The organism is Caballeronia sp. TF1N1, from assembly GCF_022878925.1.
Lineage (GTDB): Bacteria > Pseudomonadota > Gammaproteobacteria > Burkholderiales > Burkholderiaceae > Caballeronia.
Map to the genome: position 1 here is coordinate 872,784 of NZ_CP084626.1, position 26,768 is coordinate 899,551.

22 protein-coding genes are annotated in these 26,768 nt (G+C 61.9%); 8 read left to right on the plus strand and 14 right to left on the minus strand.

Going from position 1 to position 26,768, the window contains the following annotated elements:
• Positions 1–55: 55 nt before the first annotated feature.
• From LDZ28_RS04025 to LDZ28_RS04040, 4 genes are all read right to left on the minus strand, one after another.
• On the minus strand, positions 56–1,174 hold the full coding sequence (locus tag LDZ28_RS04025; RefSeq protein ID WP_244827430.1) for an ABC transporter ATP-binding protein: 1,119 nt from the start codon (positions 1,172–1,174) through the stop codon (positions 56–58).
• Positions 1,175–1,224: 50 nt separating this feature from the next.
• Positions 1,225–2,082 (minus strand): carbohydrate ABC transporter permease, encoded by an 858-nt coding sequence (locus LDZ28_RS04030; RefSeq protein WP_244827431.1) that lies wholly within the window; start codon positions 2,080–2,082, stop codon positions 1,225–1,227.
• Positions 2,072–3,013 carry a carbohydrate ABC transporter permease gene (locus LDZ28_RS04035; protein ID WP_370652092.1) on the minus strand — a complete coding sequence of 314 codons (942 nt, stop codon included), beginning with the start codon at positions 3,011–3,013 and terminating at the stop codon, positions 2,072–2,074. The genes LDZ28_RS04030 and LDZ28_RS04035 overlap by 11 nt, the downstream gene beginning before the upstream one ends.
• A gap of 147 nt (positions 3,014–3,160) precedes the next feature.
• On the minus strand, positions 3,161–4,414 hold the full coding sequence (locus LDZ28_RS04040) for an ABC transporter substrate-binding protein (RefSeq protein WP_244827432.1): 1,254 nt from the start codon (positions 4,412–4,414) through the stop codon (positions 3,161–3,163).
• A gap of 479 nt (positions 4,415–4,893) precedes the next feature.
• On the opposite strand from LDZ28_RS04040, the gene zwf reads away from it, so the two are divergent.
• The 3 genes from zwf (at position 4,894) to LDZ28_RS04055 (ending at position 9,062) form a co-directional block, all read left to right on the plus strand.
• A complete protein-coding gene (zwf, locus tag LDZ28_RS04045; protein WP_244827433.1) occupies positions 4,894–6,354 on the plus strand; it encodes a glucose-6-phosphate dehydrogenase in 1,461 nt (486 codons plus the stop codon).
• Positions 6,355–6,466: 112 nt separating this feature from the next.
• Entirely contained in the window at positions 6,467–7,159 is a 693-nt protein-coding gene (gene pgl, locus LDZ28_RS04050; protein WP_244827434.1) for a 6-phosphogluconolactonase, read from the plus strand.
• Complete coding sequence (locus LDZ28_RS04055) at positions 7,140–9,062, plus strand: bifunctional transcriptional regulator/glucokinase (RefSeq protein ID WP_244827435.1); 1,923 nt, start codon at positions 7,140–7,142, stop codon at positions 9,060–9,062. Before pgl ends, LDZ28_RS04055 begins: the two co-directional genes overlap by 20 nt.
• A gap of 304 nt (positions 9,063–9,366) precedes the next feature.
• Here LDZ28_RS04055 and LDZ28_RS04060 read toward each other — a convergent pair whose 3' ends face one another.
• The 5 genes from LDZ28_RS04060 to LDZ28_RS04080 all read right to left on the minus strand — a co-directional run bounded on the left by LDZ28_RS04060 (position 9,367) and on the right by LDZ28_RS04080 (position 14,729).
• Positions 9,367–10,482, minus strand: a complete 1,116-nt coding sequence (locus LDZ28_RS04060; RefSeq protein WP_244827991.1) for a porin — start codon at positions 10,480–10,482, stop codon at positions 9,367–9,369.
• Positions 10,483–10,773: 291 nt separating this feature from the next.
• Positions 10,774–11,943, minus strand: a complete 1,170-nt coding sequence (locus LDZ28_RS04065; RefSeq protein ID WP_244827992.1) for a porin — start codon at positions 11,941–11,943, stop codon at positions 10,774–10,776.
• A gap of 541 nt (positions 11,944–12,484) precedes the next feature.
• Complete coding sequence (locus LDZ28_RS04070) at positions 12,485–13,264, minus strand: ABC transporter ATP-binding protein (RefSeq protein ID WP_284503036.1); 780 nt, start codon at positions 13,262–13,264, stop codon at positions 12,485–12,487.
• 29 nt (positions 13,265–13,293) lie between these two features.
• Positions 13,294–14,007, minus strand: coding sequence for an ABC transporter permease (locus tag LDZ28_RS04075; protein ID WP_244827436.1), 714 nt, complete (start codon positions 14,005–14,007; stop codon positions 13,294–13,296).
• A 35-nt stretch (positions 14,008–14,042) separates the two neighbouring features.
• A complete protein-coding gene (locus LDZ28_RS04080; RefSeq protein WP_244827437.1) occupies positions 14,043–14,729 on the minus strand; it encodes an ABC transporter permease in 687 nt (228 codons plus the stop codon).
• Positions 14,730–15,096: 367 nt separating this feature from the next.
• On the opposite strand from LDZ28_RS04080, the gene LDZ28_RS04085 reads away from it, so the two are divergent.
• Positions 15,097–15,795: a pirin family protein gene (locus LDZ28_RS04085; RefSeq protein ID WP_244827438.1), complete on the plus strand. Its 699-nt coding sequence runs from the start codon at positions 15,097–15,099 to the stop codon at positions 15,793–15,795.
• Between the two features lie 246 nt (positions 15,796–16,041).
• Here the strand turns inward: LDZ28_RS04085 and LDZ28_RS04090 are convergent, their stop codons facing one another.
• Complete coding sequence (locus tag LDZ28_RS04090) at positions 16,042–16,653, minus strand: periplasmic heavy metal sensor (RefSeq protein WP_244827439.1); 612 nt, start codon at positions 16,651–16,653, stop codon at positions 16,042–16,044.
• A 249-nt stretch (positions 16,654–16,902) separates the two neighbouring features.
• Between LDZ28_RS04090 and LDZ28_RS04095 the strand changes: the two genes are divergently transcribed.
• Together LDZ28_RS04095 and LDZ28_RS04100 are read left to right on the plus strand one after the other, a co-directional pair.
• Complete coding sequence (locus LDZ28_RS04095) at positions 16,903–17,625, plus strand: response regulator (RefSeq protein ID WP_244827440.1); 723 nt, start codon at positions 16,903–16,905, stop codon at positions 17,623–17,625.
• Positions 17,609–18,952 carry an ATP-binding protein gene (locus LDZ28_RS04100; RefSeq protein WP_244827441.1) on the plus strand — a complete coding sequence of 448 codons (1,344 nt, stop codon included), beginning with the start codon at positions 17,609–17,611 and terminating at the stop codon, positions 18,950–18,952. Before LDZ28_RS04095 ends, LDZ28_RS04100 begins: the two co-directional genes overlap by 17 nt.
• A 276-nt stretch (positions 18,953–19,228) precedes the next feature.
• Here LDZ28_RS04100 and LDZ28_RS04105 read toward each other — a convergent pair whose 3' ends face one another.
• Both LDZ28_RS04105 and LDZ28_RS04110 read right to left on the minus strand, forming a co-directional pair.
• Entirely contained in the window at positions 19,229–19,492 is a 264-nt protein-coding gene (locus LDZ28_RS04105) for a hypothetical protein (protein WP_244827442.1), read from the minus strand.
• Between the two features lie 98 nt (positions 19,493–19,590).
• Positions 19,591–21,276, minus strand: a complete 1,686-nt coding sequence (locus LDZ28_RS04110) for a diguanylate cyclase (RefSeq protein WP_244827443.1) — start codon at positions 21,274–21,276, stop codon at positions 19,591–19,593.
• Between the two features lie 721 nt (positions 21,277–21,997).
• On the opposite strand from LDZ28_RS04110, the gene LDZ28_RS04115 reads away from it, so the two are divergent.
• Positions 21,998–23,749 (plus strand): ABC transporter permease subunit, encoded by a 1,752-nt coding sequence (locus LDZ28_RS04115; RefSeq protein ID WP_244827444.1) that lies wholly within the window; start codon positions 21,998–22,000, stop codon positions 23,747–23,749.
• 12 nt (positions 23,750–23,761) lie between these two features.
• Positions 23,762–25,141, plus strand: a complete 1,380-nt coding sequence (locus tag LDZ28_RS04120; RefSeq protein ID WP_244827445.1) for an AAA-associated domain-containing protein — start codon at positions 23,762–23,764, stop codon at positions 25,139–25,141.
• A 320-nt stretch (positions 25,142–25,461) separates the two neighbouring features.
• Here the strand turns inward: LDZ28_RS04120 and LDZ28_RS04125 are convergent, their stop codons facing one another.
• Positions 25,462–25,986, minus strand: coding sequence for a hypothetical protein (locus LDZ28_RS04125; RefSeq protein ID WP_244827446.1), 525 nt, complete (start codon positions 25,984–25,986; stop codon positions 25,462–25,464).
• Positions 25,983–26,537 carry a hypothetical protein gene (locus LDZ28_RS04130; RefSeq protein WP_244827447.1) on the minus strand — a complete coding sequence of 185 codons (555 nt, stop codon included), beginning with the start codon at positions 26,535–26,537 and terminating at the stop codon, positions 25,983–25,985. The genes LDZ28_RS04125 and LDZ28_RS04130 overlap by 4 nt, the downstream gene beginning before the upstream one ends.
• Positions 26,538–26,768: the final 231 nt, after the last annotated feature.

The following is a 26,768-nucleotide window of genomic DNA, read 5'->3' on the forward strand; positions in this document are numbered from 1 at the left end:
CAAAAAAGCCGCGCATGTCGCGCGGCTCTCCACGAACGAAGACGAAGCCTGAAACTCAGGCCAGCCGGTCTTCCGTCTGCGGGTCGAACAACACAGCCTTCGACACATCGAACAGCAAAGTCATGTTCGAAGCCGGTTGCGGGTTCGATGCCGGGTGCACGCGCGCCACGATACGCTTGCCGTTCACTTGCGCGAAGAGCAGCGTGTCCGGACCGGTCGGCTCGATCACGTCCACCAGCACGTCGATGGGCTGCATGCGCGCGTCGTCCGCGTTGTGGGCGTTACGCGCGTCGGTGATACGCTCCGGGCGCAGCCCAAGAATCACGTCCTGGCCAACCTTGCCGCGCAGACGGCTCGCTTCGAACGGCAGGTTCAGCACCTTCTTCGTCACGCCCGTGTCGATCTGCAGGCCGACGCCCGAACCCGCTTCCACCAGTTTGCCGGTGATGAAGTTCATCGGAGGAGCGCCGATAAAGCCCGCGACGAACAGGTTCGAGGGCGAGTCGTAGATTTCCTGCGGCGCGCCGAACTGCTGCACGATGCCGTCCTTCATCACCGCGATACGGTCGCCGAGCGTCATCGCTTCGATCTGATCGTGCGTGACGTAGACGATGGTCGTGCCCAGACGCTGATGCAGCAGCTTGATCTCCGAGCGCATCTCGATACGCAGCTTCGCGTCGAGGTTGGACAGCGGCTCGTCGAACAGGAACATGACGGGATCGCGTGCGAGCGCACGGCCCATTGCCACGCGCTGACGCTGACCGCCCGACAACTGACCGGGCTTGCGGTCGAGCAGATGACCGATCTGCAGCGTTTCCGACACGCGGTCGACGATCTTCTTCTGCTCGTCCTTCGGCACCTTGCGGATATTGAGGCCGAACGAGATGTTCTCGCGCACGCTCATGGAAGGGTAGAGCGCGTAGGACTGGAACACCATCGCGATGTCGCGGTCCTTCGGCGATAGATTGTTGACCGTCTTGCCGTCGATCATGATGTCGCCGCGCGTCACGGTTTCGAGACCCGCGATCATGTTGAGCAGGGTCGATTTGCCGCAACCCGAGCCGCCGACGAGAATCAGGAACTGTCCGTCCTCGATGTCGATGTTGACGCCCTTGAGAACCGGCACCCCGTTCGGGTAGGTCTTGTACACGTCACGGATGGAAAGGCTTGCCATGTGAATCCTCTATGTTTGTCTTGGCCGGAAAGGGATCGCGAAAATGGCGATCAACCCTTCACCGCGCCGGCTGTCAGGCCGCGCACGAAATAGCGTCCCGCGATCATGTAGACGAGAATCGTCGGCAATGCCGCGATGATCGCGCCCGCCATGTCGACGTTGTATTCCTTCACGCCCGTGGATGTGTTCACGAGGTTGTTGAGCGCCACCGTGATCGGCATCGAATCGACGCCCGAAAACACGATGCCGAACAGGAAGTCGTTCCAAATCTGCGTGAATTGCCAGATCAGGCACACCATGAAAATGGGCAACGACACCGGCAGCAGGATCTTCGTGAAGATGGTGAAGAAACCCGCGCCGTCGATGCGCGCCGCCTTCACGAGTTCAGCCGGAATGCTGACGTAGAAGTTGCGGAAGAACATGGTCGTGAACGCAATGCCGTAGATCACGTGCACGAGCACGAGGCCCGAGGTCGTGTTCGAGAGGCCGAGCATGCCTTGCAGCCGCGCCATCGGCAGAAGAATGGCCTGGAACGGGATGAAGCAGCCCACGAGCAGCATGGTGAAGAACGCATCCGCGCCACGGAAACGCCAGTGCGTGAGCACATAACCGTTGAACGCGCCGATGATCGACGAGAGCAGCACGGCCGGAATCACCATGCGCACCGAGTTCATGAAGAACGGCTGCATGCCGTCGCAACGCACGCCGGTACAGGCTTCCTGCCACGCCTTGACCCACGGCGCGAAGGTGAAGTGCGTGGGCGGCGTGAGCAGGTTGCCGGTACGAAGCTGATCGAGGTCCTTGAAAGACGTCGAGAGCATGACGTAGATCGGGAACAGGAAGTAAAGCGCAAACAGAATCAGCACCGCATAAATGACGGTGCGGCTGATCGTCATCTTAGGCTGCATTGCGGGTGCTCCTCGATTCCAGATACATGAGCGGCACGAGCACGGCGACGACGGTGGCGAGCATCATCATCGACGAAGCGGCGCCTACGCCGAGTTGGCCGCGATTGAACGAGAACGTGTACATGAAGATGGCGGGCAGCGACGACGACGTGCCAGGACCGCCCGCCGTCAACGCGACGACCAGGTCGAACGTCTTGATGGTGATGTGGCAGAGAATCAGCAGCACGGAGAAGAACACCGGGCGCATGCTCGGAATCACGATCTTGCGGTAGATGGTCGGCAAGCCCGCGCCGTCCATCTGCGCTGCCTTGAAGATTTCGCTGTCCACGCCGCGCAGGCCGGCGAGGAAAAGCGCCATCACGAAGCCGCTCGACTGCCACACCGCCGCGATCACGACGCAAAAGATCGCCTTGTCCGGATTGCCGAGCCAGTCGAACGAAAAGCTCGTCCAGCCCCAGTCGTGCAGCACTTTCTCGATGCCGAGGCTCGGGTTCAAAATCCACTGCCACGCCGTGCCCGTCACGATGAACGAGAGCGCCATCGGATAGAGAAAGATCGCGCGCAGCGCGCCTTCGTTGCGGATTCTCTGGTCGAGCAGGATGGCCAGAAAGAGACCGAGTCCGACGCAGATTGCGATGAACGGAATGCCGAACCAGCCGAGATTGGCGGCGGACGTCCACCAGACGTCGTTGTCGAAGAGTTGCCGGTATCGGTCGAGGCCGGAGAACTCGTAGCGCGGCATGAGCCGCGAATTCGTGAGCGACAGATAGCCCGTGATGAGGATGAACCCGTACACGAAAATCAGCGCGATCAAGATGCTGGGAGCAAGCACCAGCTTCGGAATCCATCGATCGGCAAGCGCCGCCGTCGCGGACGCGCGGCGAGGCTGATGCGGACGTTTTTCCGCGGTACCGCTTAGGGAGGCAGTCACAACTCGACTCCTGGTAATGCGCCGGCGTTTGGATACGCTTGTTTGTGCGCGTGAGCCAATGGCTTTGCTTCGTATGGCGTTTGAGCGCGTTCGAATGCTTGAAGCGGCCCGCGCGCAGGTGCGCCACGGGCCGCCGTTACGGCTTGCTTACTTCGTCTTCGCTGCGTTCGAAAGCGCTTGCACCGCGCTCTTCGAGTCTTGCGACGAGTTCATGAACTTCGTGACGACGTCGGTGATGGCGCCGGCGGTGGCATCGCCCTGAGCCATGCCGTGAGCCAGCGACGGCACGTAGCCGCCACCCTTGATCGCCGCTTGTTCATCCGAGTACGACTTCTTCGCGCAGTCGTCGAACTTGTCCATGTTCACGCCGAGACGAACCGGAATGGAACCCTTGTTCAGGCTGAACTGCTCCTGGAACTCCGGCGTCATGATGGTCTTCGCGAGCGCGAGCTGGCCCGGCGTCGCGGCCTTCTGGCCCTTCTGCTGGAAGAACACGAACGAGTCGACGTTGAAGGTGTAGGCCTTCTCCGTGCCTGGCACCGCGGCGCAGATGTAGTCCGTACCCGACTTCTTGTTGGCGCCGGCGAATTCGCCCTTCGCCCAGTCGCCCATGAACTGCATGCCCGCCTTGCCGTTGATGACCATGGCCGTGGCGAGGTTCCAGTCGCGGCCGGTGCGGCCGTTATCGAAGTAACCCTGAATCTTGCGCACGGTGTCGAACACCTGAACCATCTTGTCCGAGGTCAGCGTCTTCTGATCCAGATCGACGATGGCCTTCTTGTAGAAGTCCGAGCCTTGCGACAGCACGACGTCTTCCCACAAGGTCAGGTCTTGCCACGGCTGACCGCCCATGGCGATCGGCATGATGCCCGCGGCCTTCATCTTGTCGGCGACCTGGAAGAACTCGGCCCAGGTGGTCGGCACCTTGCCGCCCGCCTTGTCCAGCGCAGCCTTGTTGATGTAGAGCCAGTTCACGCGATGCACCGAGAAGGGAGCGGCGACATAGTGGCCGTCTGCGTGGATGATCTTGTCGATTTCAGGCGGCAGGTTCTTCTTCCAGTCGCCGGCAATGGAATCGATCGGCACGAGCACGCCTTGCTCCGACCATTCCTGGATCAACGGACCCTTGATCTGTGCCGCCGACGGTGCGTTGCCCGAGATCACCTGGGTCTTGAGCGCGGTCATCGCGGCAGCGCCCGCGCCACCTGCGACGGCGAAGTCCTTCCAGGTGTAACCCTGCTTCGTCATGTCGTCCTTGAGCACGCCGACTGCCTTGGATTCGCCGCCCGACGTCCACCAGTGCAGCACGGAAACCGCTTCGGCAGCTTGAACCGCCGACGCCGTCGCGCCGCACAGAAGACCTGCGGCGCACAGCGCGCCCATGAGCTTACGGACTTTCATTGTTTATCTCCTCCAGACACCTAACAAGAAACGATTGGCTCCTGATGTCGCCAGGAAGCGCGGTTGGAAAAACGGGCAAAACGTGGATGACCGGGGAATCGGCGGTGTCGCAGAAGAACGCGCGTGCAGCGGTGAACGAGGACGCGCGAAAGCCGGCGGTACCGATTGACGGCCGCACGGCTCTCAAGAGACGAGTGGGTTGAATCGCAACGACAGTCTCCTCTTTTGATTTTTGCTGACAGACAAAACGCGCTCGGGCCATTGAAAGCAGCGATGCGCGGAGTCCGTTAACATGCGCTCAGAGACGCCCTAGGGAAAACACTCATCTTCTGATTGACAAGCCATTTTTTTCCCGGATGACATTTCCTCTTGATTTGAATTGTAGTTAAACTACAATTCAGTGTCAAAAAAAATTTTATCGGACTACGGGCGCCTTCGTGCGCTTCCTCACCGACATCAGTGAACCGGCCTGGAGACTCATGCAAAGCGACTCGAATTTCACTTTCGTTCTCTTCGGCGGGACCGGCGACTTGTCGATGCGCAAGATTCTCCCCGCGCTCTTCGAGGCGCATCGCGCGAACATGCTTGCGCCCGCCGGCAGAATCGTCGCGGTGGCGCGCGGCGCGCAGGAACCGGGCGAATATCTCGCCTGGGTCGAAGAGCACGTGAAGCCGCATGTATCGAAGAACGGTTTGGACGAAGCCGCGTGGCGCAGTTTTCTCGAGCGCATTCAATACGTGCAGCTCGACCTCGGGCGCGCGGAAGACTTCGTCGTATTGCGCGATGTCATGGCCCAGTACGAAGGCACGCGCGTCTTTTATCTGGCCACCGGACCGTCGCTGTTCGTGCCGATCTGCCGCGCGCTCGCGGACGTCGGCCTGAACCAGAACGCGCGCATCGTGCTCGAAAAGCCGCTTGGCTACGACCTCGAGTCGTCGAACGCAATCAACGACGCCGTCGGCGAAATCTTCCAGGAAGAGCAGATCTACCGGATCGACCATTACCTCGGCAAGGAACCGGTGCAGAATCTGCTCGCGCTGCGCTTCGGCAATGCGCTCTTCGAGCCGCTGTGGCGGCGCGAATGGGTCGAAAGCATTCAGATCACCATTGCGGAAGAACTGGGCGTGGAGGCGCGCGGCGACTTCTACGACAACACCGGCGCTCTGCGCGACATGGTGCAGAACCACTTGCTGCAACTGCTTTCCATCGTGACGATGGAACCGCCGCACTCGATGGATTCCGACTCCGTGCGCGACGAAAAGCTGCGTGTGCTGCGCGCACTCAAGCCCGTGGATGAACGCGACATCAGCCGCGTCGCGGTGCGCGGTCAGTATCACGCGGGCGTGATACGCGGTGCTGCCGTGCCGGCGTATGCAACGGAAAAGGGTGTGCGCCCGGACAGCACGACGGAGACCTTCGTCGCGCTGAAAGTTGAAATTGAAAACTGGCGCTGGGCAGGCGTGCCGTTCTTCCTGCGCACGGGCAAGCGGCTCGCGGACCGCGTCGCGGAAATCGTCGTCAACTTTCGCGCGGTGCCGCATTCGGCGCTCGGCACGAACGCCTTACGCGCGGGCGCGAACCGTCTCGTCATCCGCTTGCAACCGAACGAAACCATCAGACTATATTGCCTTGCCAAGCAGCCCGGCGAAGGCATGAATCTCGCGAGCGTTCACCTCGACCTCGCCTTCGATCAGTTCTTCAAGGAAGGGCAGATGGAGGCGTATCAGCGTCTTTTGCTCGATGTGATCCACGGTCGCCTCGCGCTCTTCGTGCGGCGCGACGAGCAGGAAGCGGCGTGGCGCTGGGTCGAACCGATCCTGAACGCGTGGGCCCAGCCGATGAGCAAGCCAAAGCCTTACGCGGCTGGCACGTGGGGACCGGCGGCATCGAGCGCGATGCTGGCGCAACATGGCACGTGCTGGCTCGAAGAAGAGAATTGATGGCGTCGCGCGGTCGCCTGGCGGCAGCGCGAAACAACATAAGCAAGCTATAAGCAACCGCTCGGGGCATCGAAAAAGAGCGGGTCGACAAACCAGACAAGCAGGAGGAGCAGTGATCGAGCTTCGCACTTTCGACGAACCGCGCGCCCATTCGGACGCGCTGGCGAACGCCGTCAGCGACGCGCTGAAGGCAACGCTCGCGGCAACCGCGGCCACGCAAACCCCTCACGCAACGCTCGCCGTTTCCGGCGGTTCGAGCCCGCGCCCGTTTCTCGCGGCGCTTTCGCACGAGCCGCTCGACTGGGCGCATATCGACGTGACGCTCGTCGACGACCGCTGGGTGCCCGACACCGATCCCGACAGCAATTCGCGCTTCGCGCACGAAACGGTGCTGCAGAACGCGGCGGCGGCGGCGTATTTTCTGCCGCTCGTGGATGTCTCGAAGCCGCTCGAAGCGCATGTCGCCGAACTCAACGCCGACCCGCGCCGCCATCTGCCCGATGTCGTCGTGCTCGGCATGGGCGAGGACGGCCACACGGCATCCATCTTCGCCGACGCGCCCGAATGGGACTTCGCCATTTCGACGCAGGACCGCTTCGTCGCGGTGCATCCGGGCAAGGCGCCGCACGCGCGCGTGAGCCTGTCGATGTCCGCGCTCAAGCAGGTGAAGCAGTTGTATCTCTTCATCTCCGGCCAGAAAAAACTCGACGTCTTGAACGCGGCGCTTGCCGCGCCGCAAAAGAACGCCATCTCGACCCTGGCCAACGCAGAAGGAGTGAAGCTCGATGTCTACTGGTGTGCATAGCAAGGCCGCGCCCGCCGCGAACCAGCACGCCGACGGACCGAGATTGCTCGCCGACATCGGCGGCACCAACGCGCGCTTCGCGCTGGAGACGGGCCCCGGCGAGATCGGGCAAATTCGCGTGTATCCGGGCGCGGATTACCCAGGCATCGCGGAAGTAATGCAGCAGTATCTGAAGGACACGAAAGTCGCACGCGTGAATCACGCGGCGATTGCGATCGCCAATCCGGTCGACGGCGATCACGTGAAGATGACCAATCACGACTGGAGCTTTTCGATCGAAGCGACGCGCCGCGCGCTCGGTTTCGATACCTTGCTCGTCGTGAACGATTTCACCGCGCTGGCCATGGCGCTGCCCGGTCTCACCGATGCGCAGCGCGAACAGGTCGGCGGCGGTTCGCGCCGGCAAAACAGCGTGATCGGTCTGCTCGGGCCGGGCACGGGCTTGGGCGTGTCGGGCCTCATTCCCGCCGATGACCGCTGGATCGCGCTCGGCAGCGAAGGCGGTCACGCCACGTTTTCTCCGTTCGACGAGAACGAAGACCTCGTCATGCGCTATGCGCGCCGCAAGTTTGCGCATGTCTCGTTCGAGCGCGTGTCGGCGGGGCCGGGGCTGGAGCTGATTTACCGCGCGTTCGCGGAGCGCGATGAGATAGATGTCGCCGAAGATTTCACGAGCGCCGAAGTCACGAATCGCGCGCATGCCGGCGAAGCGCTCGCGCTCGAAGCGGTCAACTGCTTTTGCAGCATTCTCGGCACGTTCTCGGGCAATATCGCGGTGACGTTGGGCGCGCTCGGCGGCATCTATATTGGCGGCGGCGTGGTGCTCAAACTCGGCGAACTCTTTCACAAGTCGCCGTTTCGCGCGCGCTTCGAGTCGAAAGGGCGTTTCTCGCAGTATCTGTCGAGCATTCCGACTTACATCATCACGGCGGAATATCCGGCGTTTCTCGGCGTCTCGGCTATTTTGTCCGAGCAGTTGTCGAACCGTGCGAATAGCGGTTCGTCGGCAGTGTTCGAGCGCATTCGCCAGATGCGCGACGCGCTCACGCCGGCCGAGCGGCGCGTGGCGGATCTCGCGCTGAACCATCCGCGTTCGATCATCAGCGATCCGATCATCGATATCGCGCGCAAGGCGGACGTGAGCCAGCCCACGGTGATTCGTTTTTGCCGCTCGCTCGGCTGCCAGGGGCTGTCGGATTTCAAGCTCAAGCTTGCGACCGGGCTGACTGGCACCATTCCGATGAGCCACAGCCAGGTGCATCTCGGCGACACCGCCACCGATTTCGGCGCGAAGGTGCTCGACAACACCGTGTCGGCCATTTTGCAGCTGCGCGAGCATCTGAACTTCGAGAACGTGGAGCGCGCAATCGAGATTCTGAACGGCGCGCGGCGTATCGAGTTCTACGGGCTCGGCAATTCGAATATCGTCGCGCAGGACGCGCACTACAAGTTTTTCCGTTTCGGCATCCCGACTATCGCTTATGGCGATCTGTACATGCAGGCGGCGTCGGCTGCATTGCTCGGCAAGGGCGATGTGATCGTGGCCGTGTCGAAATCGGGCCGCGCGCCCGAACTGCTGCGCGTGCTGGAAGTGGCGATGCAGCAAGGCGCGACGGTCATTGCGATCACGTCGAGCAACACGCCGCTCGCCAAGCGCGCGACGGTGGCGCTGGAGACGGATCACATCGAGATACGCGAGTCGCAACTCTCGATGATCTCGCGCATTCTGCACCTCGTGATCATCGATATTCTCGCTGTCGGCGTGGCTATTCGCCGTGCCGCGCCGCAACCGGGCGCGACACTGAGCGAGACGGTGGCGAAGGCGCGTGAATCGAGTGATGACGATGCGGCGGCCGTGCTGGATTGGTTGAGCCACGGGGCATCGGGCGCGGCGCGGGAGTAGGGTGCGTCTTGTTCGATTGAAAAAAGGCGCCGAAGAATGAACTGCACCCCAAAAGTTGGACATCGATCCAGCCTTTGGGGTGTTTTTCATGGAGGCGCTTTTTCGTATGCGGCTTTGTCGGCTTGACGCTGCGAACTCCATTTTCAAAAGCGTCGCGAGGCTAGCCGAAGCGCTCGAAGCCGTACGGCGCTCTTTTTGAGAGTGCGCGCGGAGTCGCTTTCTCACATACAAGACGATGCAAGGCTAGCTCGCCTTTTCAGGACGATGCGATGCTTTTTTACGGCACCGCATCTTAGCTTTTCACTCAGAACGAGTGCTGAATTCCCGCATACACGCCAGTTTGACTGCGCCCGGGCAGCGGGTTGTCCGTTCCAGGCGACGACCCGAAGTCGTTGGCATTCAAGCCGTAGTTCGCTGTCTTACTGTTGCGCACGGTGGCCACTTGCAGATCGAGCAACGTGCGTTTGGACAAGCTATACGAGCCGCCCAGCGAATACATGGTCGCATTGCCCGCACCGTTGTTGCCGTTCACGTGATACACCGCCGCGATCAACGCCGCGGCTGGCGTGGCTTGCCACGTCACACCGCCCCATTCGTGATCGAGCGTGGTCGGCTGACCGGGCAACTGGCCCGTCATGCCCGACGAACGGATTGCCTGATACGCGCCCTGAATCTTGAACTGGCCGAGGAACACGTTGACCATCGCCGTGTACTCGCGCGAGTAGGAGTAGACGCCGTTGCTGTCCGCGTAACTTCCGCCAAGCGTGCCGTTAGCCGGATTGCGGATTTCATCGTACAGACCGCGAATCTGGAAGAGCGGGGCCGTATAGGTGATCGCGGCACCGGCCTCACGTCCCTGCTTCGTCGAACCGTTGCCGTTCCAGCTAGTGGCGTTCGACAGCGCGTACTGGCCGTAAAAGTCGAACCCCGCGATCTTCGGCGACTGATACGAAACGTTGTTGCTCGATTGCGGCCAGTTGCGACTGCGCACCAACGATGCCGACGACCAGTTCGACTGGCCGAACGGATCGAAGTCCCACACGCTGTTCGAGATGAACAGTTCGCGGCCGAGCAGGAAGGTGCCGTATCGATCGTTCTCGACACCGATCGTCGCCCAGCGATTGAAGATGCCGGCGGTCGAACCCGACCCGTTCATGGTGTTGAAGCTGCCTTCCAGATGGAACACGGCGCGATTGCCGCCGCCGAGATCCTCTGCGCCCTTCATGCCCCACAGGCTCGTGCCCCAGTCGCCGCTTTCGGCCCTGAAGCGATTGGCCGATCCCGTGCCGGCGGCGTTTTGCACGCCATTCATATATTCGAGGCCCGCGTCCAGACGGCCAAACAGCGTGACACTGCTCTGCGCGAAACTCACGGCGCTAAACGACAACAAGGCGGCAGCCGCGATCAAAGACTTCTTCATCATCCCCCAACACTCCTTTTTGAATTCAAACTACAGAACCGAGCAACCGATCCTCACCTGTTGCATGAAGATCAATCGTCAGACGTTTGAATTTTGAAGGAGAACTACTTTTTTCGAATCCAGCTTTTTGTCGTTTTGTTTGTCAATCTGATACTTAATGTCGCGGAGCCAAACGCATTCATCGCCCCAATAAAAAACGGTGCGATACCCTTTCGGGCACCGCACCGATACGCGCCTCTCGCAGCAGCGTGAAAACTCGATGAAGCTTTTTTCTTTGTTCAGCCTCGTTGCTTAGAACGAGTGCTGGATGCCTGCATACACGCCAGTCTGGCTGTGTCCCGGCAGCGGATTGTCCGTTGCCGTTCCCGTGCCGTAGTTGTTGGCGTTCAGACCGTAGTTCGCGGCCTTGCTGTTTTGCGCCGTTGCCACCTGGATATCCAGCAAGGTGCGCTTGGACAGGTTGTACGAGCCGCCGATCGTGTAGATGTTCGCGTTGCCGGCGCCGTTGTTGCCGTTCACGTGATACACCGCCGCGATAAGGGCTGCGGCCGGCGTGGCTTGCCACGTCACGCCACCCCATTCGTGGTCGAGCGTGGTCGGCTGGCCGGGCAACTGACCCGTCATGCCGGACGAGCGGATAGCCTGGTAAGCGCCCTGGATCTTGAACTGACCGAGGAACACGTTGAACATCGCCGTGTACTCGCGCGAGTAAGCGTAGACGCCGTTGCCGTTGCTCTGATCCGCGTTTGCCGCGCCGCCGTTGACCGCGTTGTACGCACCGCCGAGCAGACCGTTGCCTGGGTTGCGGATTTCATCGTACATACCGCGAATCTGAAACAGAGGCGTCGTGTAGGTGATGTAAGCGCCACCTTCGCGGCCTTGCGGCGTCGTGCCGTTACCGTTGAAGTTCGTCGCGTTCGACAGCGCGTACTGACCGTAGAAGTCAAAGCCCGCGAACTTCGGCGACTGGTACGAAATGTTGTTGCTCGATTGCGGCCAGTTACGACCACGCACCAGCGATGCCGATGACCAGTTCGACTGGCCGAACGGATCGAAGTCCCACACGCCGTTCGCGATGAACAGTTCGCGGCCCAGCAAGAGCGTACCGAACTGGTTGTTGGCGACGCCGACGGTTGCCCAGCGATTGAAGATGCCGTTGTTGCCCGGGCCCTGACCCGTCATGGTGTTGAAGCTGCCTTCCAACTGGAACACGGCGCGATAGCCGCCACCCAGATCTTCGACGCCCTTCATACCCCACAAGCTCGTGCCCCAGTCGCCGCTTTCCGCGCGGAAACGGTGGGTGGAACCGGTGGCCTGGCCTCCGGGACCTGTGCCTGTCGGCACGCCGTTCATATATTCAAGCCCTGCGTCCAGGCGACCATACAGCGTCACGCTGCTTTGAGCCTGAGCCACCGCGCTGAACGTCAGCAGTGCTGCTGCCGCGAGCAAAGCTTTCTTCATCATCTCCTCCAACCCTGTCAATAAATGGAACCCAAGTGCTGCCGTGTGGTTCGATGCGAGCGCATCCAACCGGAAATCGTTTTTGGAGGAAGGACACGCAAGGGCGATGATCCTCGTGGGCGAGTCGCGCTTCGTGTGCGCGATGCCGACGCCGATCCGTCGATGGGCGTCTGCCTCCGTTTTCTTATCTTTTGAAGTAAAACTACTTTTTTTGCGATTCGTTTTGTTACTTTGAGTAGCAATTTATCAAAATACGTTTTGACCGCCAAAGAAATTTGACGTGTTGCGAAGGATTGTGTCAAAAATGCAATGCCCATGTGGTAGGAATGCTACCCATAGCTTGGGAAATAGCCCGCGAAGCCTTGTGGCATAAGGCTTCGATTGCGGGGCCTTTCTGGAGTCGGGTTTCACGCCTATTGACGGACGTTCAAGGCAGCGCTAGGCGCGAGAAAAGCTTACCGATAAGGCATGACCCGCTTGGCGAGGGCGAAAAAAAAGCGCCTCGCGGGCGCTTTTAGAAAGAAAGGGAAGGGGAAAGGACTTACTTGAGACTGCCAGATAGAAACTGCTTGAGCCGCTCGCTCTTCGGGCTGCCGAACACGATATCCGGCTGGCCTTCCTCCTCGATGCGCCCTTGATGCAGAAACACCACGTGATTCGACACATTGCGCGCGAAAGCCATTTCGTGCGTTACGACCACCATCGTGCGGCCTTCCTCGGCAAGCGTCTGCATCACCTTCAACACTTCGCCTACGAGTTCCGGATCGAGCGCGGAAGTGGGTTCGTCGAAGAGCATGACATCGGGATGCATGGCAAGCGCCCGCGCAATCGCCACACGCTGCTGCTGGCCGCCCGACAAATGCGACGGATACTGCTTCTCCACGCGCGGCGCGAGGCCGACCTTCTCCAGATAAGTCCGCGCGCGATCCTCCGCTTCCTTCTTCGTGAGCCCGAGCACGTGCACCGGCGCTTCCATGACGTTCTCGAGCACGTTCATGTGCGACCACAGGTTGAAGTGCTGAAACACCATCGACAGCTTGGAGCGCATTTCGCGCAATTGATTCTGGTCGGCTACCTTCAGCGCGCCGTGCTTGTCCTTCAGCGTGCGCAGCTCGGCGCCATCGACGAAAATGCGCCCTTGGTTTGGCTGTTCAAGGAAGTTGATACAGCGCAGCATCGTGCTCTTGCCGGAACCCGACGAGCCGATGATGCTGATGACATCGCCCGCATTCGCCTTGAGGGAAACGCCTTTGAGCACTTCATTGCTGCCGTACTGCTTGTGGATGTCGTCGACGAAAAGCTTGTGCATCTTGGAATTCATGAACGGGTCCTTGCGGCTCAACAGCCCACTTATTTGCCTTGAGGCCGCAGGTACGCGAGCCAGCGATACTCGGCGCGGCGAAAGAGCCACACGAGCGCGAACGAAATGACGAGATAGAGCAGGGCCGCAATGCCGAACGCCTCGAACGACTGATACGTCGCCGAGTTCACATCGCGGGCAATCTTGAGAATGTCCGGCACGGTCGCCGTGAACGCGACGGTGGTCGCGTGCAGCATGAGGATCACCTCGTTGCTGTAGTACGGCAGCGCGCGGCGCAGCGCCGAAGGCAAGATCACTCGCCGATACAGCGTGAACGACGACATGCCATACGCGCGCGCGGCCTCGATCTCACCGTAGGGCGTCGCCTTGATCGCGCCGGCGAAGATTTCCGTGGTGTACGCGCAGGTATTGAGCGTGAAGGCGAGCAGCGTGCAGTTCATGCCGCTCTTGAAGAAGTCGGCGAGCAGCATGTGATCGCGCACGACCTGCAGGCTGTATAGGCCCGTGTAGCAGAGCAGCAACTGCACGTAGAGCGGCGTGCCGCGAAACACGTACGTATACAGCCACACCGAACGCGAGAGCAATTTGTTCTTCGAGACGCGCGCGACCGACAGCGGTATCGAAAGACAAAAGCCGAGGCCGATGGAGATGACCAGCAGCCACATCGTGATCGCGAGACCGGTGATGCGGTAGCCGTCTGTGAAGAGGTAGTTCTTCCAGTATTCCTGGATGATTTGGATCATGGATTCCGCCGTTCTTTTTTAACCGACAGGCTCTATCAGAGGTCAGCCTTGCGCACGCCGATGGAATAGCGCCGTTCGAGCCAGATCAGCACGAAATTGGAGATCGTGGTGATGGCCAAGTAGATCGCGCCGGCGAGCAGCGTGAAGAAGAAGAAACGCATCGTGCCCTTGCCGGCGTCCTGCGAGGCCTTGACGACATCCGCGAGACCGATGATCGACACGAGCGCCGTCGCCTTGACCATCACCTGCCAGTTATTGCCGATGCCGGGCAGGGCGAAGCGCATCATCTGCGGAAACATGATGCGCGTGAACGTCTGCCAGGGCGTCATGCCGTAGGCCGCGCCCGCTTCGAGCTGGCCGCGCGGCACCGAGAGAAACGCGCCGCGAAACGTCTCCGTGAAATACGCGCCGTAGATGAACCCGAGCACGAGAATGCCGGCCAGGAATGGATCGATATCGATTTGATCCCAGCCGAGGGCATCCGTCAGCAGATTCAGCCAGATCTGGATGCTGTAGAAGAGCAGCAGCATGAGCACGAGATCGGGCACGCCACGAATCAAGGTCGTGTAGACGGTGCCGACGCCCGAGGCGATTCGATTCTTCGACAGCTTCGCCGCCGCGCCGATCAGCCCGATCACGAAGGCGAACGCGAGCGACAACACCGCCAGCTTGACGGTCTGCCAGGTGCCCGCGAGGATCAGCGGACCGTAGCCTTGCAACATGGTGGTTCCTTGTAAAGGTGCCCGACGTGCCGGAAACTGCGAACGTGACGCGCGCCGCGCGCGGGGTTCGGGCTCCGGGAGATGACGCCTTTGGTGCGCGTATTCTAGGTGGCCAAAATTGGCGGTCGCCGTTGGCGGACGCCGAAAGACGCGCCTTCACGGGCTTTCCCGACCGGCTCTGGCCACAGGGCCGCCTGAAAAGCGCGGTATTTTACCCGAAGCCGGAAGATGCGCGGGTGAGAAGCGGAGGCATCCGATTACCCTCATGCGCGAGACGGTGTAGTGCCCGCGTGCCCGTTGTTTGACGGGGTGGACACCCTTACATTCTGTCCATCGCATTTCAACGTATTCAACGGGAGCACACATCATGTTCGAGATTCGCCGCAGCAGTGAACGCGGTCACGCCAACCACGGCTGGCTCGACTCGTACCACAGCTTCTCCTTTGCCGACTACCACGATCCGGAGCACGTCCACTTCGGCGCGTTGCGCGTGATCAACGAAGATCGCGTCGCGGGCGGACAGGGTTTCGGGACGCACGGGCATAGGGATATGGAGATCGTGAGCTACGTGCTGGAAGGCGCGCTGGCGCACCGCGACAGCATGGGCAACGGTTCGACCATCCGCCCGGGCGACGTGCAACGCATGAGTGCGGGAACGGGCGTGCGGCATAGCGAGTACAACGGTTCGCCCAGCGAGACGGCCCACTTTCTGCAAATCTGGATCATTCCGGATGCACAAGGCAACGCACCGGGCTACGAAGAAAAGCGTTTCGGCGATGAGGAAAAGCGCGGCCGTCTGCGTGTGATCGCCTCGCCGCAAGGCGATGAAGGCTCGGTGAAAATCGGCGCCGACGCGCGCATCTTCGCGGGCCTTTTCGATGGCGCCGAGCGCGCGGAGTTCGATGTTCCCGCTGGCCGGCGCGTGTACGTGCACGTGGCGCGCGGCGCGGTTTTGGTGAACGGCGAAGCGCTGAAAGCAGGAGATGCCGCGAAGATCGAGGATGTGTCGAAAGTCACGGTCGAAGGCGGTGAAGGCGCGGAAGTGCTGTTGTTCGATCTGGCTTGAGGTCTAAGAAGGGCGATCGGGCGCTGCGGATGCTTCGCGCGGACGTTAAGTGCCCGAGAGCCGTTGAACAGAAGATCCATGCAGCGCAAAACCGCGAAGCGCGCAAAGCGCCTCGCGGTTTTTTTCAACGTGCAACACCGTGTCTCAAGCTAAGAGCAGCATGATGCTGCCAGCTCGCGCGAACGCAGAGCTTGAACATAAGCGCCCGCCGTCCGTATCACGACGGCGGGCATCGCTCCTCGAAACTCAGGGCTTCGTCGTACCCGAAGCGCCAGCCGGCGCGCCGGCGCCCGGGCCGCCGTGCTGACCATCACGCTTGCCCCAGCGTTCGTGCATCTTGTGCTCGTGCTCGCGCATCTTCGCAAAGTGCTTCTTGAGCGCCGTGCTCACAGTGGTCTTCTGCTGATCGTTGAGCGAGTTATAGAAGTTGAGCCATGCGGTCGTGGTGCCTTCGCGCAACTGCTGGTTCTGCTGCTCGATCTTCTGATGCGCCGCGTTCATGGCGTTCAGGTCGAGAATCGGCTGCTGCTCCAGCGACTTCATCTGCTCGTGCATCTGACGGTGGCTCTCGCGCATCGCCTGACGGTTCTGCTTCATGGTGTCCTGCGCGGTCTGCCAGAGCTTTTCCTGATCTGCGTTGAGCTTGAGCTGACTATGAAGCTGCTCCATCTGCTTCTTCATGCGCTCTTCCATGCGATGACCGCCAGGACCGCCAGGACCGCCGGGGCCACCCATCATGGCGGGACCGCCGGGCGGCGGCGCGGGAGGCGCGTCGCTGGTGGCGGCATAAGCCGTGGCGCCGAATGTCAGTGCAATTGCAGTGGCGGCGGCAGTAAGAATGCGATATTGCTTGCCCATTGTGAGACTCCCTGATTGATTGTCGATGCCGAAACGTCGAAGCCGCTTGCGACGGTATTTCCGAGAAGGTCGTCCAGGCTTTTGCGCTTGTCGGTGAGACACAGCGTAGAGGCTTGCGCCGCGTGGCGTGTTACGACGCGGTCGCTGCTTATTACGCAGGTTTACGCGATGCTTTCGCGGTAACACCCCGTAACCCTTTACGGCATCCTTGCGGGCAAACGGTTACGTCTCACGCGCTAAACTTCAGCCATGACTACGCAAATACTTGTCGTCGACGACGACGCCGAACTGCGCGACCTTCTGCGCGACTATCTGGTCCGGCAGGGCATCGAGGTTTCGGTGCTGCACGACGCCGGTTCGCTGGAACGCCGGCTGGAGCGCGAGCGCCCCGATCTGATCGTGCTCGACCTGATGATGCCGGGCGTCGACGGCCTGACCGCGCTCAGAAAGCTGCGCGCATCGGGCGACGACATCCCCGTCATCATGCTGACCGCGCGCGCGGACGACGTGGACCGCATCGTCGGTCTCGAACTCGGCGCGGACGATTACCTCGGCAAGCCGTTCAATCCGCGTGAATTGCTTGCCCGCGTGCAAGCCGTGCTGCGCCGCCGCCGCACCATTCCATCGGCCGCGCCGGAACAGCGCGAGCCGTATTCGTTCGGGCGCTTCAGGCTCGACTTCCAGTCGCGCACGCTGCAACAGGACGACAGGCCGATCACCTTGTCCGGCAGCGAATTCGCGCTTCTGAAGATTTTCGTCAACAACCCTATGCGCACGCTGACGCGCGAGCGTCTGCTCGAACTGCTGCACGGGCCGGAATACGACGGCACCGACCGCGGTATCGACGTGCAGGTGTGGCGTCTGCGGCGCATTCTGGAAAGCGATCCATCCGCGCCGCGTTTCATTCAGACGGTGCGCGGGCGCGGCTACGTGTTCGTGCCGGACGGCGAGCAAAATGCGCCGGGCAATTGACACGCTGTTCGGGCGGCTGGTCGTCATCGTCATCGGCATGCTGGTGCTGTCGCATGTCGCTTGGTTCGCCATCATCCGCTTCGAGCGCGACAACGTGCAGACGCGTTTTGCCGTCGAGGAAACCGCATTTCTCGTCGATGCCGTGCGTCAGCACATGGCCAACACACCCGATCAACCCTTGCCGCCGCGCGTGCGCATCTTTCCGCTCAACAGCCCGGAAGTGCCCCGAACGCCCGACGAAGACACGCCGCCGCCGCTCGCTCATTTCATCGAAGACCTGAAAGACCGTCTGCCGGATGGCACCGATATTCGCCTGAACGAACCCGGCGCGCCGCCGAGCGTGTGGGTGCATGGCGCGAAGGACGCCGGCTGGATCGTCGTGCCGGTGCAGCCGTTGCGGCCGCCGCGCTCGCGCGACCGCATGCTGCTGTGGCTCGCGCTCATTTTCTCGACTGCCGTGCTCGCCGCGCTCTTCGGCGCATGGCAGTTGCAATATCCATTGCGCTCCCTGGCGCAAGCGGTCGGGCGTTTCGGTCGCGGTCAGCCGACGCCGCCCGTTCCCGAACGCGGCCCGCGTGAGCTGCGGCAACTGACGCACGGCTTCAATCAGATGGTGCGTGAGGTCTCGCAAACCGAGAACGATCGCGCGGTGATGCTCGCAGGCGTCGCGCACGATCTGAAGACACCGCTCGCGCGTTTGCGTCTACGCGCCGAGATGATGGACGACGCCAAGGTGCGTGATGGCGTAGTGCGCGATGTCGATTCCATGGCGCATATCGTCGATCAATTCCTGGTGTTCGCGCACGACCGGCCAGATGGCAGCGAGCCCGTTTCGGTCGATCAGCAGTGCGAGAAAATCGCGCGGACGTATCGCGCGGTGTCGCCGACCGCGGAACCGGTTCGGCTCGACCTGGAAGCCGGGCCGAATTTCGTGCTGCCCGCGGCAACGCTCGACCGGCTCTTGTCGAATCTCCTCGATAACGCGCATGCCTACGGCGCGGCGCCCATCGTCATTGCGACGCGGCGCGCGGCAAAGGGCTGGGTGTTGACCGTCTCGGACCACGGCAAGGGTATCGCGCCGGACGATCTCATCAAGGCGAGCCGGCCGTTCGTGCGGCTCGATCCGGCGCGCGGCGGCAGCGGACATAGCGGCCTTGGACTGGCTATCGTCGAACGGCTCGCACGGCGCGCGGGCGGGGAATGCGAGGTCGGCAACCAGCCTGCGGGCGGGTTGCAGGTGGTCATGACCTTCCCGTTCGATGTCGCCACGCAGCCGATGAGCGAAAGGCGCGTGGGAGCGCAGCATGAGGAGCGTGCTTCTCTTTGAACCGCGCGCGTCGGCTTTCGTCGCGCTGAAAGCAAAACGCCTCCGCATCGAAACGGAGGCGTTTTGTTTTGCGCCAATGTCAATGGAACGATGTTTCAGTGTCGGGCCTGTTCGTGTGTAGCTCGAAGGAGGCCAGACGATGCTCAACGTCCGAAGCGTTGAACCTACATCGAGAAAGCGAAATCGCCTTCGAGTCGAAGTCCGGAGGCGTCTTTACTAAACCCGCGTCAATGGAACAACGTTTCAAGGCCAGGCGGCATTAATCCATGCCCCACGTCAATCAAACAACGTTTCCAGCGCCGAGGCCGCTTCACTATCCACCGTGTTGTAAGTCACCGTCGAAGCCTCGAAGATGTAATGCGTGGTGTATTTGCCAAGCCGCGCGAGAATTTCCTCCTGAATGACTTCCGGCGCAAGCGCGATCTTCAGAAACCATGTGGTCGAAGAAAGGCGCGTCTGGAACGAGCCGTACTCGGCCAGCAATTGGTCGAACGTTTCAGCGTCCTGATCGCGGCACACGATGACCAGATTTCCCTTCATGCATTTCTCCCGTGACGGCGGTGTCATTCGATATCGAACGTCGATGATACCTGCCCGCCGTCGAGCGCGACGAGATGCCTTCCCAAGCCATGCCGCGCTTACTTGCCCATCAGCGAGTTCTCGGGATAGCGCGCGGGCGGCGGGGGATCGGCCGGGCGCACTTCGCTGCGGTCGCGACCACGCGATTTCGCCTCGTAGAGCGCGAGATCGGCGCGAGAGAGAATCCATTCGAGCGCATCGTCGGCAGCGAGTTCGGTAATCCCGATGCTTACCGACAACACCGCCTCGTCGGGAAGATGCGCGCAATGCTCGTGATGAAAGCGCTTGCGCAGCCGCTCCAGCACGGCCTGCGCGTCCGCCAGCGCGGTCTGCGGCAGCAGGATGCCGAATTCCTCGCCGCCGAGCCGACCGACTGCATCGCTCGGACGCAACTGCGCGCGGCACACTTCGGCGAAGTGTTCGAGCGCGCGGTCGCCGGACGCGTGTCCGTAACGGTCGTTGATCTGCTTGAAGTGGTCGAGGTCCGCGATGGCGAGCGACAACGGCGTGCCGACCGAGCGCGCGAGTTCCACTTCGTGGCGCAGCGTGTCGAGAAAGTAGCGGCGCGAGAGGGCGCCGGTGAGCGCGTCGTGGCGCGCTTCGGCCGACAAGAGCGTATTGGCCGATTGCAACTGCTCGGCGAGATCGCGCGTCGCGCGATGCAGACGGCGCTCGCGTGAATACGAGATGGCGATCACGATAGCGAGTGTCACGACGCCGAGCATCGTCAGGAACACCAGCACGCGGTCGCGGCTGTGGTTGCGGCTGATCTCCGGCCAGCTCGTGAGCGGATGGACGATGTGCGCCGACAGCCCCGAATTCAGCCCGGTGCGCTCGTCGTAAAGCGCGGGCACGCTGCTGCCGTTGGTCGCATAGAAGGTTTCCGCGAGCGTCGGCGCGAGCCAGTGCTCGGCCGCGCGCATCTGATCGCCGACATGCGCGACGCGCAACGGCGGAAAGTCCTCGCGCCGGTAATGTTCGAGCCGCTCGCGCGGCGTCATTTGGGCGACGGGCGCATCGGGCATGGCCTGATACTCGAGCGCGCCGTCGTGCGCCATCACCACGACGCCGTTTTCATCGGTGACGAAGGTGCCGGCCCGCGACACCCAATGCCGCAACCGGTCGATGCTCACCTTGGCGATCACCGCGCCCACGAGGATGCCGTCGTCGTAGATCGGCGCGGCGATGTAGATGCCCGGATCGCCCGAAAGCCGCCCGACGCCGTACATCTCGACGAAGCCGCCGAGCAGCGCCCGCGCGACATAGCCGCGCGCGCTCATCTTGTAGCCGATGAAACTGTTGTCGTCCGCCGAATTGCTCGATGCAATGCAGTAGCCCTGGTCGTTGATGAGCCAGATGGAATCGAGGCCGGAGAAGCCCTGCGCGTCATGGAGGAAGCGGTTGACCTTCGCGAGATTGGGGCGCGCGGTCCATTCGGCGCGCCGTTCGCTTTCCGAGCCCGCGGGGTTCGAGGCATAATCCCGCGATTGCGCGAGCGCATGCTGCATGAGCTCGACCTGTGCGAGCGTGGCGGGAATGGCGCGCGACATCGCGAGATCGCTTGCAATGACCTGCGCCATGTTGTCGACGATGGATGCCGCCATTTGTCGTTCGGTGCGCACCGTGCCCGTCATTTCCTGCTGTACCATTCGGTCCGACAGCAAGCCGGCCGCGATCCAGCACGCAAGGCCGAGCAGCGCGAATCCGAGGAGCGCGATCAGTCGGTGCAGGAGGGTCTTGTTCATCGCGTTCTCGGCTACGCTGGCTCACGCCGCGCGCGGATTCAAGCGAGAACAGCCGGGCAGACGGGCGTTCGGCTTCGGGGCGGCGTAGTGCATTGCATCGGCGCTCATTATTGTTAGTGATAGCCACGATTGGACGATGTTTTTCGCCGCCCAGCAAGCGCCTTGTCTCCACAGACGGCGTCTACCCAACACAGGGTAAGCACGGGCGGTTCGGTTCTTGCGTTATGTGTTGCCTTCGTCGCTGCTCAAACGCACTCCCGGCGTGGTTTTGGTCGGCCTGCTCGTCGGCTTGGGGCAGAGGTTAAGTCGAAAGAAAGCCAGACCATTCAAAATGCGGATGCGACGGCGGCCAAGCCTTTATTTTGCCTCCGTGGCGCCGAAGAGCAAATAGAAACATCACACGAATGACGTGCCTGAGCGCCGAAAGATTGTGACTGTCACGAAACTTGGTGTAGTGTCGCTCGGTTCCGCACAGCCGGTACGCACTGGTTAAAGAGTGACGGCTGCCTGACGTTATCCATTTGCTGGTTTTCTGTGTCGTCTGTCAGCTTTTGGACGGGCAGATACGTTGAGCATGCGGGTAGCGCGACGGATTCCACGAGAGTCGACGATCAGGCAGTCATCGATCACGAAGGCGTCTTGCCCGCGCGACGGCTTGCCGTCATGAGCACTATCACGCGCCTTGCGCGGTTGGAACAAAGCCTTACGGGGAGGGCGTTGCATGGAATTTGGTTTCAATCTGAACCGCACGGCGAACGCGTCGGTATGGCGGATCTTGCCCAATCGCTGGGACTTCGTCGCGTTCCCGATGATCATCTGCATCATCGCGCTTGCCGCTGTCGGTTTCCACGAGACGCTCGCGCCTATTTCCACCCTGCAGACGCAGGCGATCTCGCTCGACCCCGGCAATCTCCCCGAATACGCGCTGCGCACGACCTTGCGCATGCTGCTCGCCATGGTCGCCTCGCTCATCTTCACGCTGGTCTACGGCACGCTCGCGGCGAAGAGCCGGCGCGCGTCGGTCGTGCTGGTGCCGGTGCTCGACATCCTGCAATCGGTGCCGGTGCTCGGCTACATCTCGTTTACCGTCACGTTCTTTCTCGCGCTTTTTCCCGGACGCGTGATCGGCGCGGAGTGTGCCGCGATTTTCGCCATCTTCACGAGCCAGGCGTGGAACATGACCTTCAGCTTCTACCAGTCGCTGCGTACGGTGCCGCGCGATCTGGATGAAGTCTCGCGCGGCTTTCACCTCACCAACTGGCAGCGCTTCTGGAAGCTCGAAGTGCCGTTCTCCATGCCCGGCCTCATCTGGAACATGATGATGTCGATGTCGGGCGGCTGGTTCTTCGTCGTCGCCTCCGAGGCCATCACGGTGGGCAACCGGAGCATCGTGCTGCCGGGCATCGGCGCGTATCTGGCCGCGGCGATCGGCGAGCGCAATCTCTCCGCGATCGGTTGGGTGATTCTGGCGATGACCGTCGTTATCCTTGCCTACGATCAACTGATGTTCCGTCCGCTTGTCGCGTGGGCAGACAAATTCCGCATGGAGAACACGAGCTCGGGCAACGCGCCGGAATCGTGGCTGCTCGATCTGATTCGCCGCACGCGGCTGATCCACCGGTTGCTGGTGCCGGCCGGATGGCTGTTCGCGAAGGCCGCGCGCTTCCCGATTCGTCTGCCGTCGCTGCAAGGCGTGAAGCTGCCGTTGCGCGCCACCGTGCCGTCCACGCGCACCGGCGATATCGCCTGGGGCGCGGCCGTGCTGCTCGTCACGGCGTTCGTCACGTGGAAGGTGGTCTCGTTCGTGTCGACGGGCGTCGGCTGGAGCGATGTCGGTCACGTGTTCGTGCTCGGCTTCATCACGCTGATTCGCGTGGTCGTGCTGATCGGCATTGCGTCGGTGGTGTGGGTGCCGGTCGGCGTGCTGATCGGGTTGCGCCCCGCGCTCGCCGAGAAGATGCAGCCCGTCGCGCAGTTTCTCGCGGCGTTTCCGGCGAACCTGCTGTTTCCGGTGTTCGTCGTCGCCATCGTGCGCTGGCATCTGAACCCGGATATCTGGCTTTCGCCGTTGATCGTGCTTGGAACGCAGTGGTATATCCTTTTCAACGTGATTGCCGGGGCATCGGCGTATCCGAACGATTACCGTGAGGCCGCGGCCAACTTTCAGATTCGCGGTTGGCAATGGTGGAAAAAGGCCATGCTGCCGGGCATCTTCCCGTACTACATCACCGGCGCGATCACGGCATCGGGCGGCGCGTGGAACGCGAGCATCGTCGCGGAGGCGGTGTCGTGGGGCAAGACGAGCGTCGTCGCGCACGGGCTCGGCGCGTATATCGCGCAGACCACTGCGGATGGCGACTATCCGAAGATCATCCTGGGCATTGCCGTGATGTCGCTTTTCGTCACGCTGTTCAACCGATTGTTGTGGCGCCCGCTGTACGCCTACGCCGAAGCAAGACTTCGACTGGATTGAGGACGAGTTCCGATGCAGAACACCAAGAACACGCAAAACCCCAACACGCCGGGCGCATCGCGCACGACGGGCACGCCAGCGCCCAGCGTGCCCGGCACGCCGCCGCGCCTGGGCGCGGAAATCCTGCGCGTGCAGAACGTGAGCCGCGGATTCAACAAGACCCAGGGCGAACTGCTCGTGCTCGACGACGCCAACCTCTCGCTGCGCGAAGGCGAGATCGTCGGTCTGCTCGGACGTTCGGGCTCGGGTAAATCGACGCTGTTGCGCATCATCGCCGGACTGATCGAGCCGACTGCCGGCGACGTCACTTATCTGAACGAGCCCTTGCGCGGACCGGCGAAGGGCGTCGCGATGGTGTTCCAGACGTTCGCGCTGTTCCCGTGGCTGACCGTCATGCAAAACGTGGAAGCGGGTCTGGAAGCGCAGGGCGTGGCGGCGCGCGAGCGACGTGAACGGGCGTTGGCGGCCATCGACCTGATCGGGCTGGACGGTTTCGAGAATGCCTATCCGCGCGAATTGTCGGGCGGCATGCGGCAGCGCGTGGGCTTTGCGCGCGCGCTCGTCGTCGATCCGACCTTGCTGCTCATGGACGAGCCATTTTCCGCGCTCGACGTGCTGACCGCCGAGAACTTGCGTACCGACTTGCTCGACTTGTGGACGCAAGGGCGTATGCCGATCAAGTCGGTGCTGATCGTCACGCACAACATCGAGGAAGCGGTGTTCATGTGCGACCGCATTCTGGTGCTGTCGTCGAATCCGGGCCGCGTGATGGCCGAGATCAAGGTGCCGTTCAAGCATCCGCGCAATCGTCTGGACCCGGCGTTCCGGCGTCTCGTCGACGACATTTACGCGAAGATGACCGCGCGGCAACTGGATGAATCGAAGAAGAAGGGACTCGAGCTCGGAAGCTGGCTGCCGTCGGTGTCGACCAATCTGATGGCGGGTCTCATCGAAACGCTCGCGGCGGAGCCGTATCACGGTCGCGCGGACATGCCGGAAATCGCGCGCACGCTGCATCTCGAGGTCGATGAACTCTTTCCGGTGGCCGAAGTGCTGCAGCATCTCGGTTTCGCCGACGTGCGCGAAGGCGATATTTTCCTGACGCCGCAGGCGCGCGTGTTCGCCGAATTCGGCACGCAGGAGCGCAAGATGATGTTCGCCGAGCATCTGCTGCGGCACGTGCCGCTCGCGGCGCGGATCAAGAAGGTGTTGAACGAGCGTCCGGGGCATCGCGCGCCGCGCGTGCGCTTCGAGCAGGAACTGGAAGACTTCCTCTCCGACAAGGCCGCGCAGGAAACGCTGGATGCGGTCATCGACTGGGGTCGTTATGGCGAGATCTTCTCGTACAACGATCAAACGGAGATGCTGAGTCTGGAAGACGTGGAGGCTTGAGGCTATTGGTGGTTTTTTGCGGGAAAGGCGCGGTGGCCGGTCAGGACGCCGCGTTTTTCTTTGGGGCTTTGATCATGACGTCGTGCTGGAGGCAAGTGAGAACGCTGAAGGTCGAGGCAAGGAGAAGCGAGGACTCGTCACGCCTTTTTCGAAAGTAGCAGGCGCACGGCAACGGTCAACGAACGGCGCGGCAGGCTCGCACTGCACTGGCCCGCCAACATCAAGCCATCGCCAGAATCGAAGCCAACAAAAAAGCGCGGACTCGCCGCGCTTCTTGTTCGAAGCCTCGAAGCAAAAAAGCGGTTCCGCTGCCTCTCCGCCTACTGCAGATTCCCCCACCGCTCGACCGCCGGTTCCGCCGAAGCCCACTTCCATCCCTCGGTCTGCTGACACGCCGTCGCGATGAACCAGTCTTCATGCGAACTCGGATCGTCGCCATCCGCCACGGAGAACGCGAATTCCTTGCAGCTCGCAAGCGCGCTCTTGACCTCGCGCAGCACTCGCACCTGGCCGTGGCCATTTTCCACCGGCAAGGTGTGCTTGACCTTCCAGGGTCGCGTCTCGCCGATGTCCGACATGCCCGCCGTCACCGCGATGGCAACCTGCTGATCCTGATGCAGAGACTTCGTCACGCGCTTCACGACTTCGTCGGTCGCGGCCTGCACCGCAATGCCGACGCCCAGGCCGATAGCCGGATTGGTCGTCACCGCGCCCGTCGCCACGCCCGCGAGCGCACCGCTTGCCGCGCCAATCGACGCGCAGCCGCTCATCGCGACGCACGCCGCCGCGAAAGCCGCGATGCAGCCAAGGCGCAGCGTCATGGATACCGCCACGCGCTCCGTCATTGCAGCGAGCCCCAACGCGGCGTCGCCGGTTCGGCCGATGCCCACTTCCACTTGTCGCCGTCGCGGCACACGGATGCCACGTAGAACGCGCTGTCGGCGGCACGGTCTTTGGTCGCGTCGCGATCGACGGAAAAGACGATTTCCTTGCAGTCGAGCGTACCGCTGCTGATCTGGCGGCTCACTGTCACGCGGCCTTTCTCGTCGTCTTCGATAGGCACCGAATGCACCGAGATCCACGGCGCCACCGAGCCGACGTCGAGCGGGCCGGCGACCGACGCGATCTTGTCCTGCGTGTCCGTATGCACGATGCGCTGCGAGTACTGCACGCCCGCCCGCGCCGCCGCCACCGCGCCAAGACCGATACCCGTGGCGACCGCGGCGTTGCTCGTCACCTTGCCCGCGATAGCCGCACCGGCGATACCGGCGCCAGCCGTCGCGCCTTCGCTGTAGAGGGAATTGCAGCCGCTGAGACTCACGCAGGCGATAGCGCCCGACACGATCGCGGCAAGCGCGGCGGCGCGCTTGCCGCGCCATTCAACCCTGATCTGCATGTTGCTGGTTTCCTTCGTCTGCCCAGGCGCCGTGAGCCAGGCTGCGAATCTCCTTGAGGAATCGCCGCCAAAGCCCCGCCACGTAAGAATGCGCGACACGTGCATGTCGCGAGCTTCGCGCATTTTGAAGCATGCTTCTAATTACCGGTTCGAGAAAATTGCAAGAAATTGCAAGCAGCGGGAACGCGTAGCTCAACGCTCCATAAAAAAGGCGAGAACGCTTTCACGCAC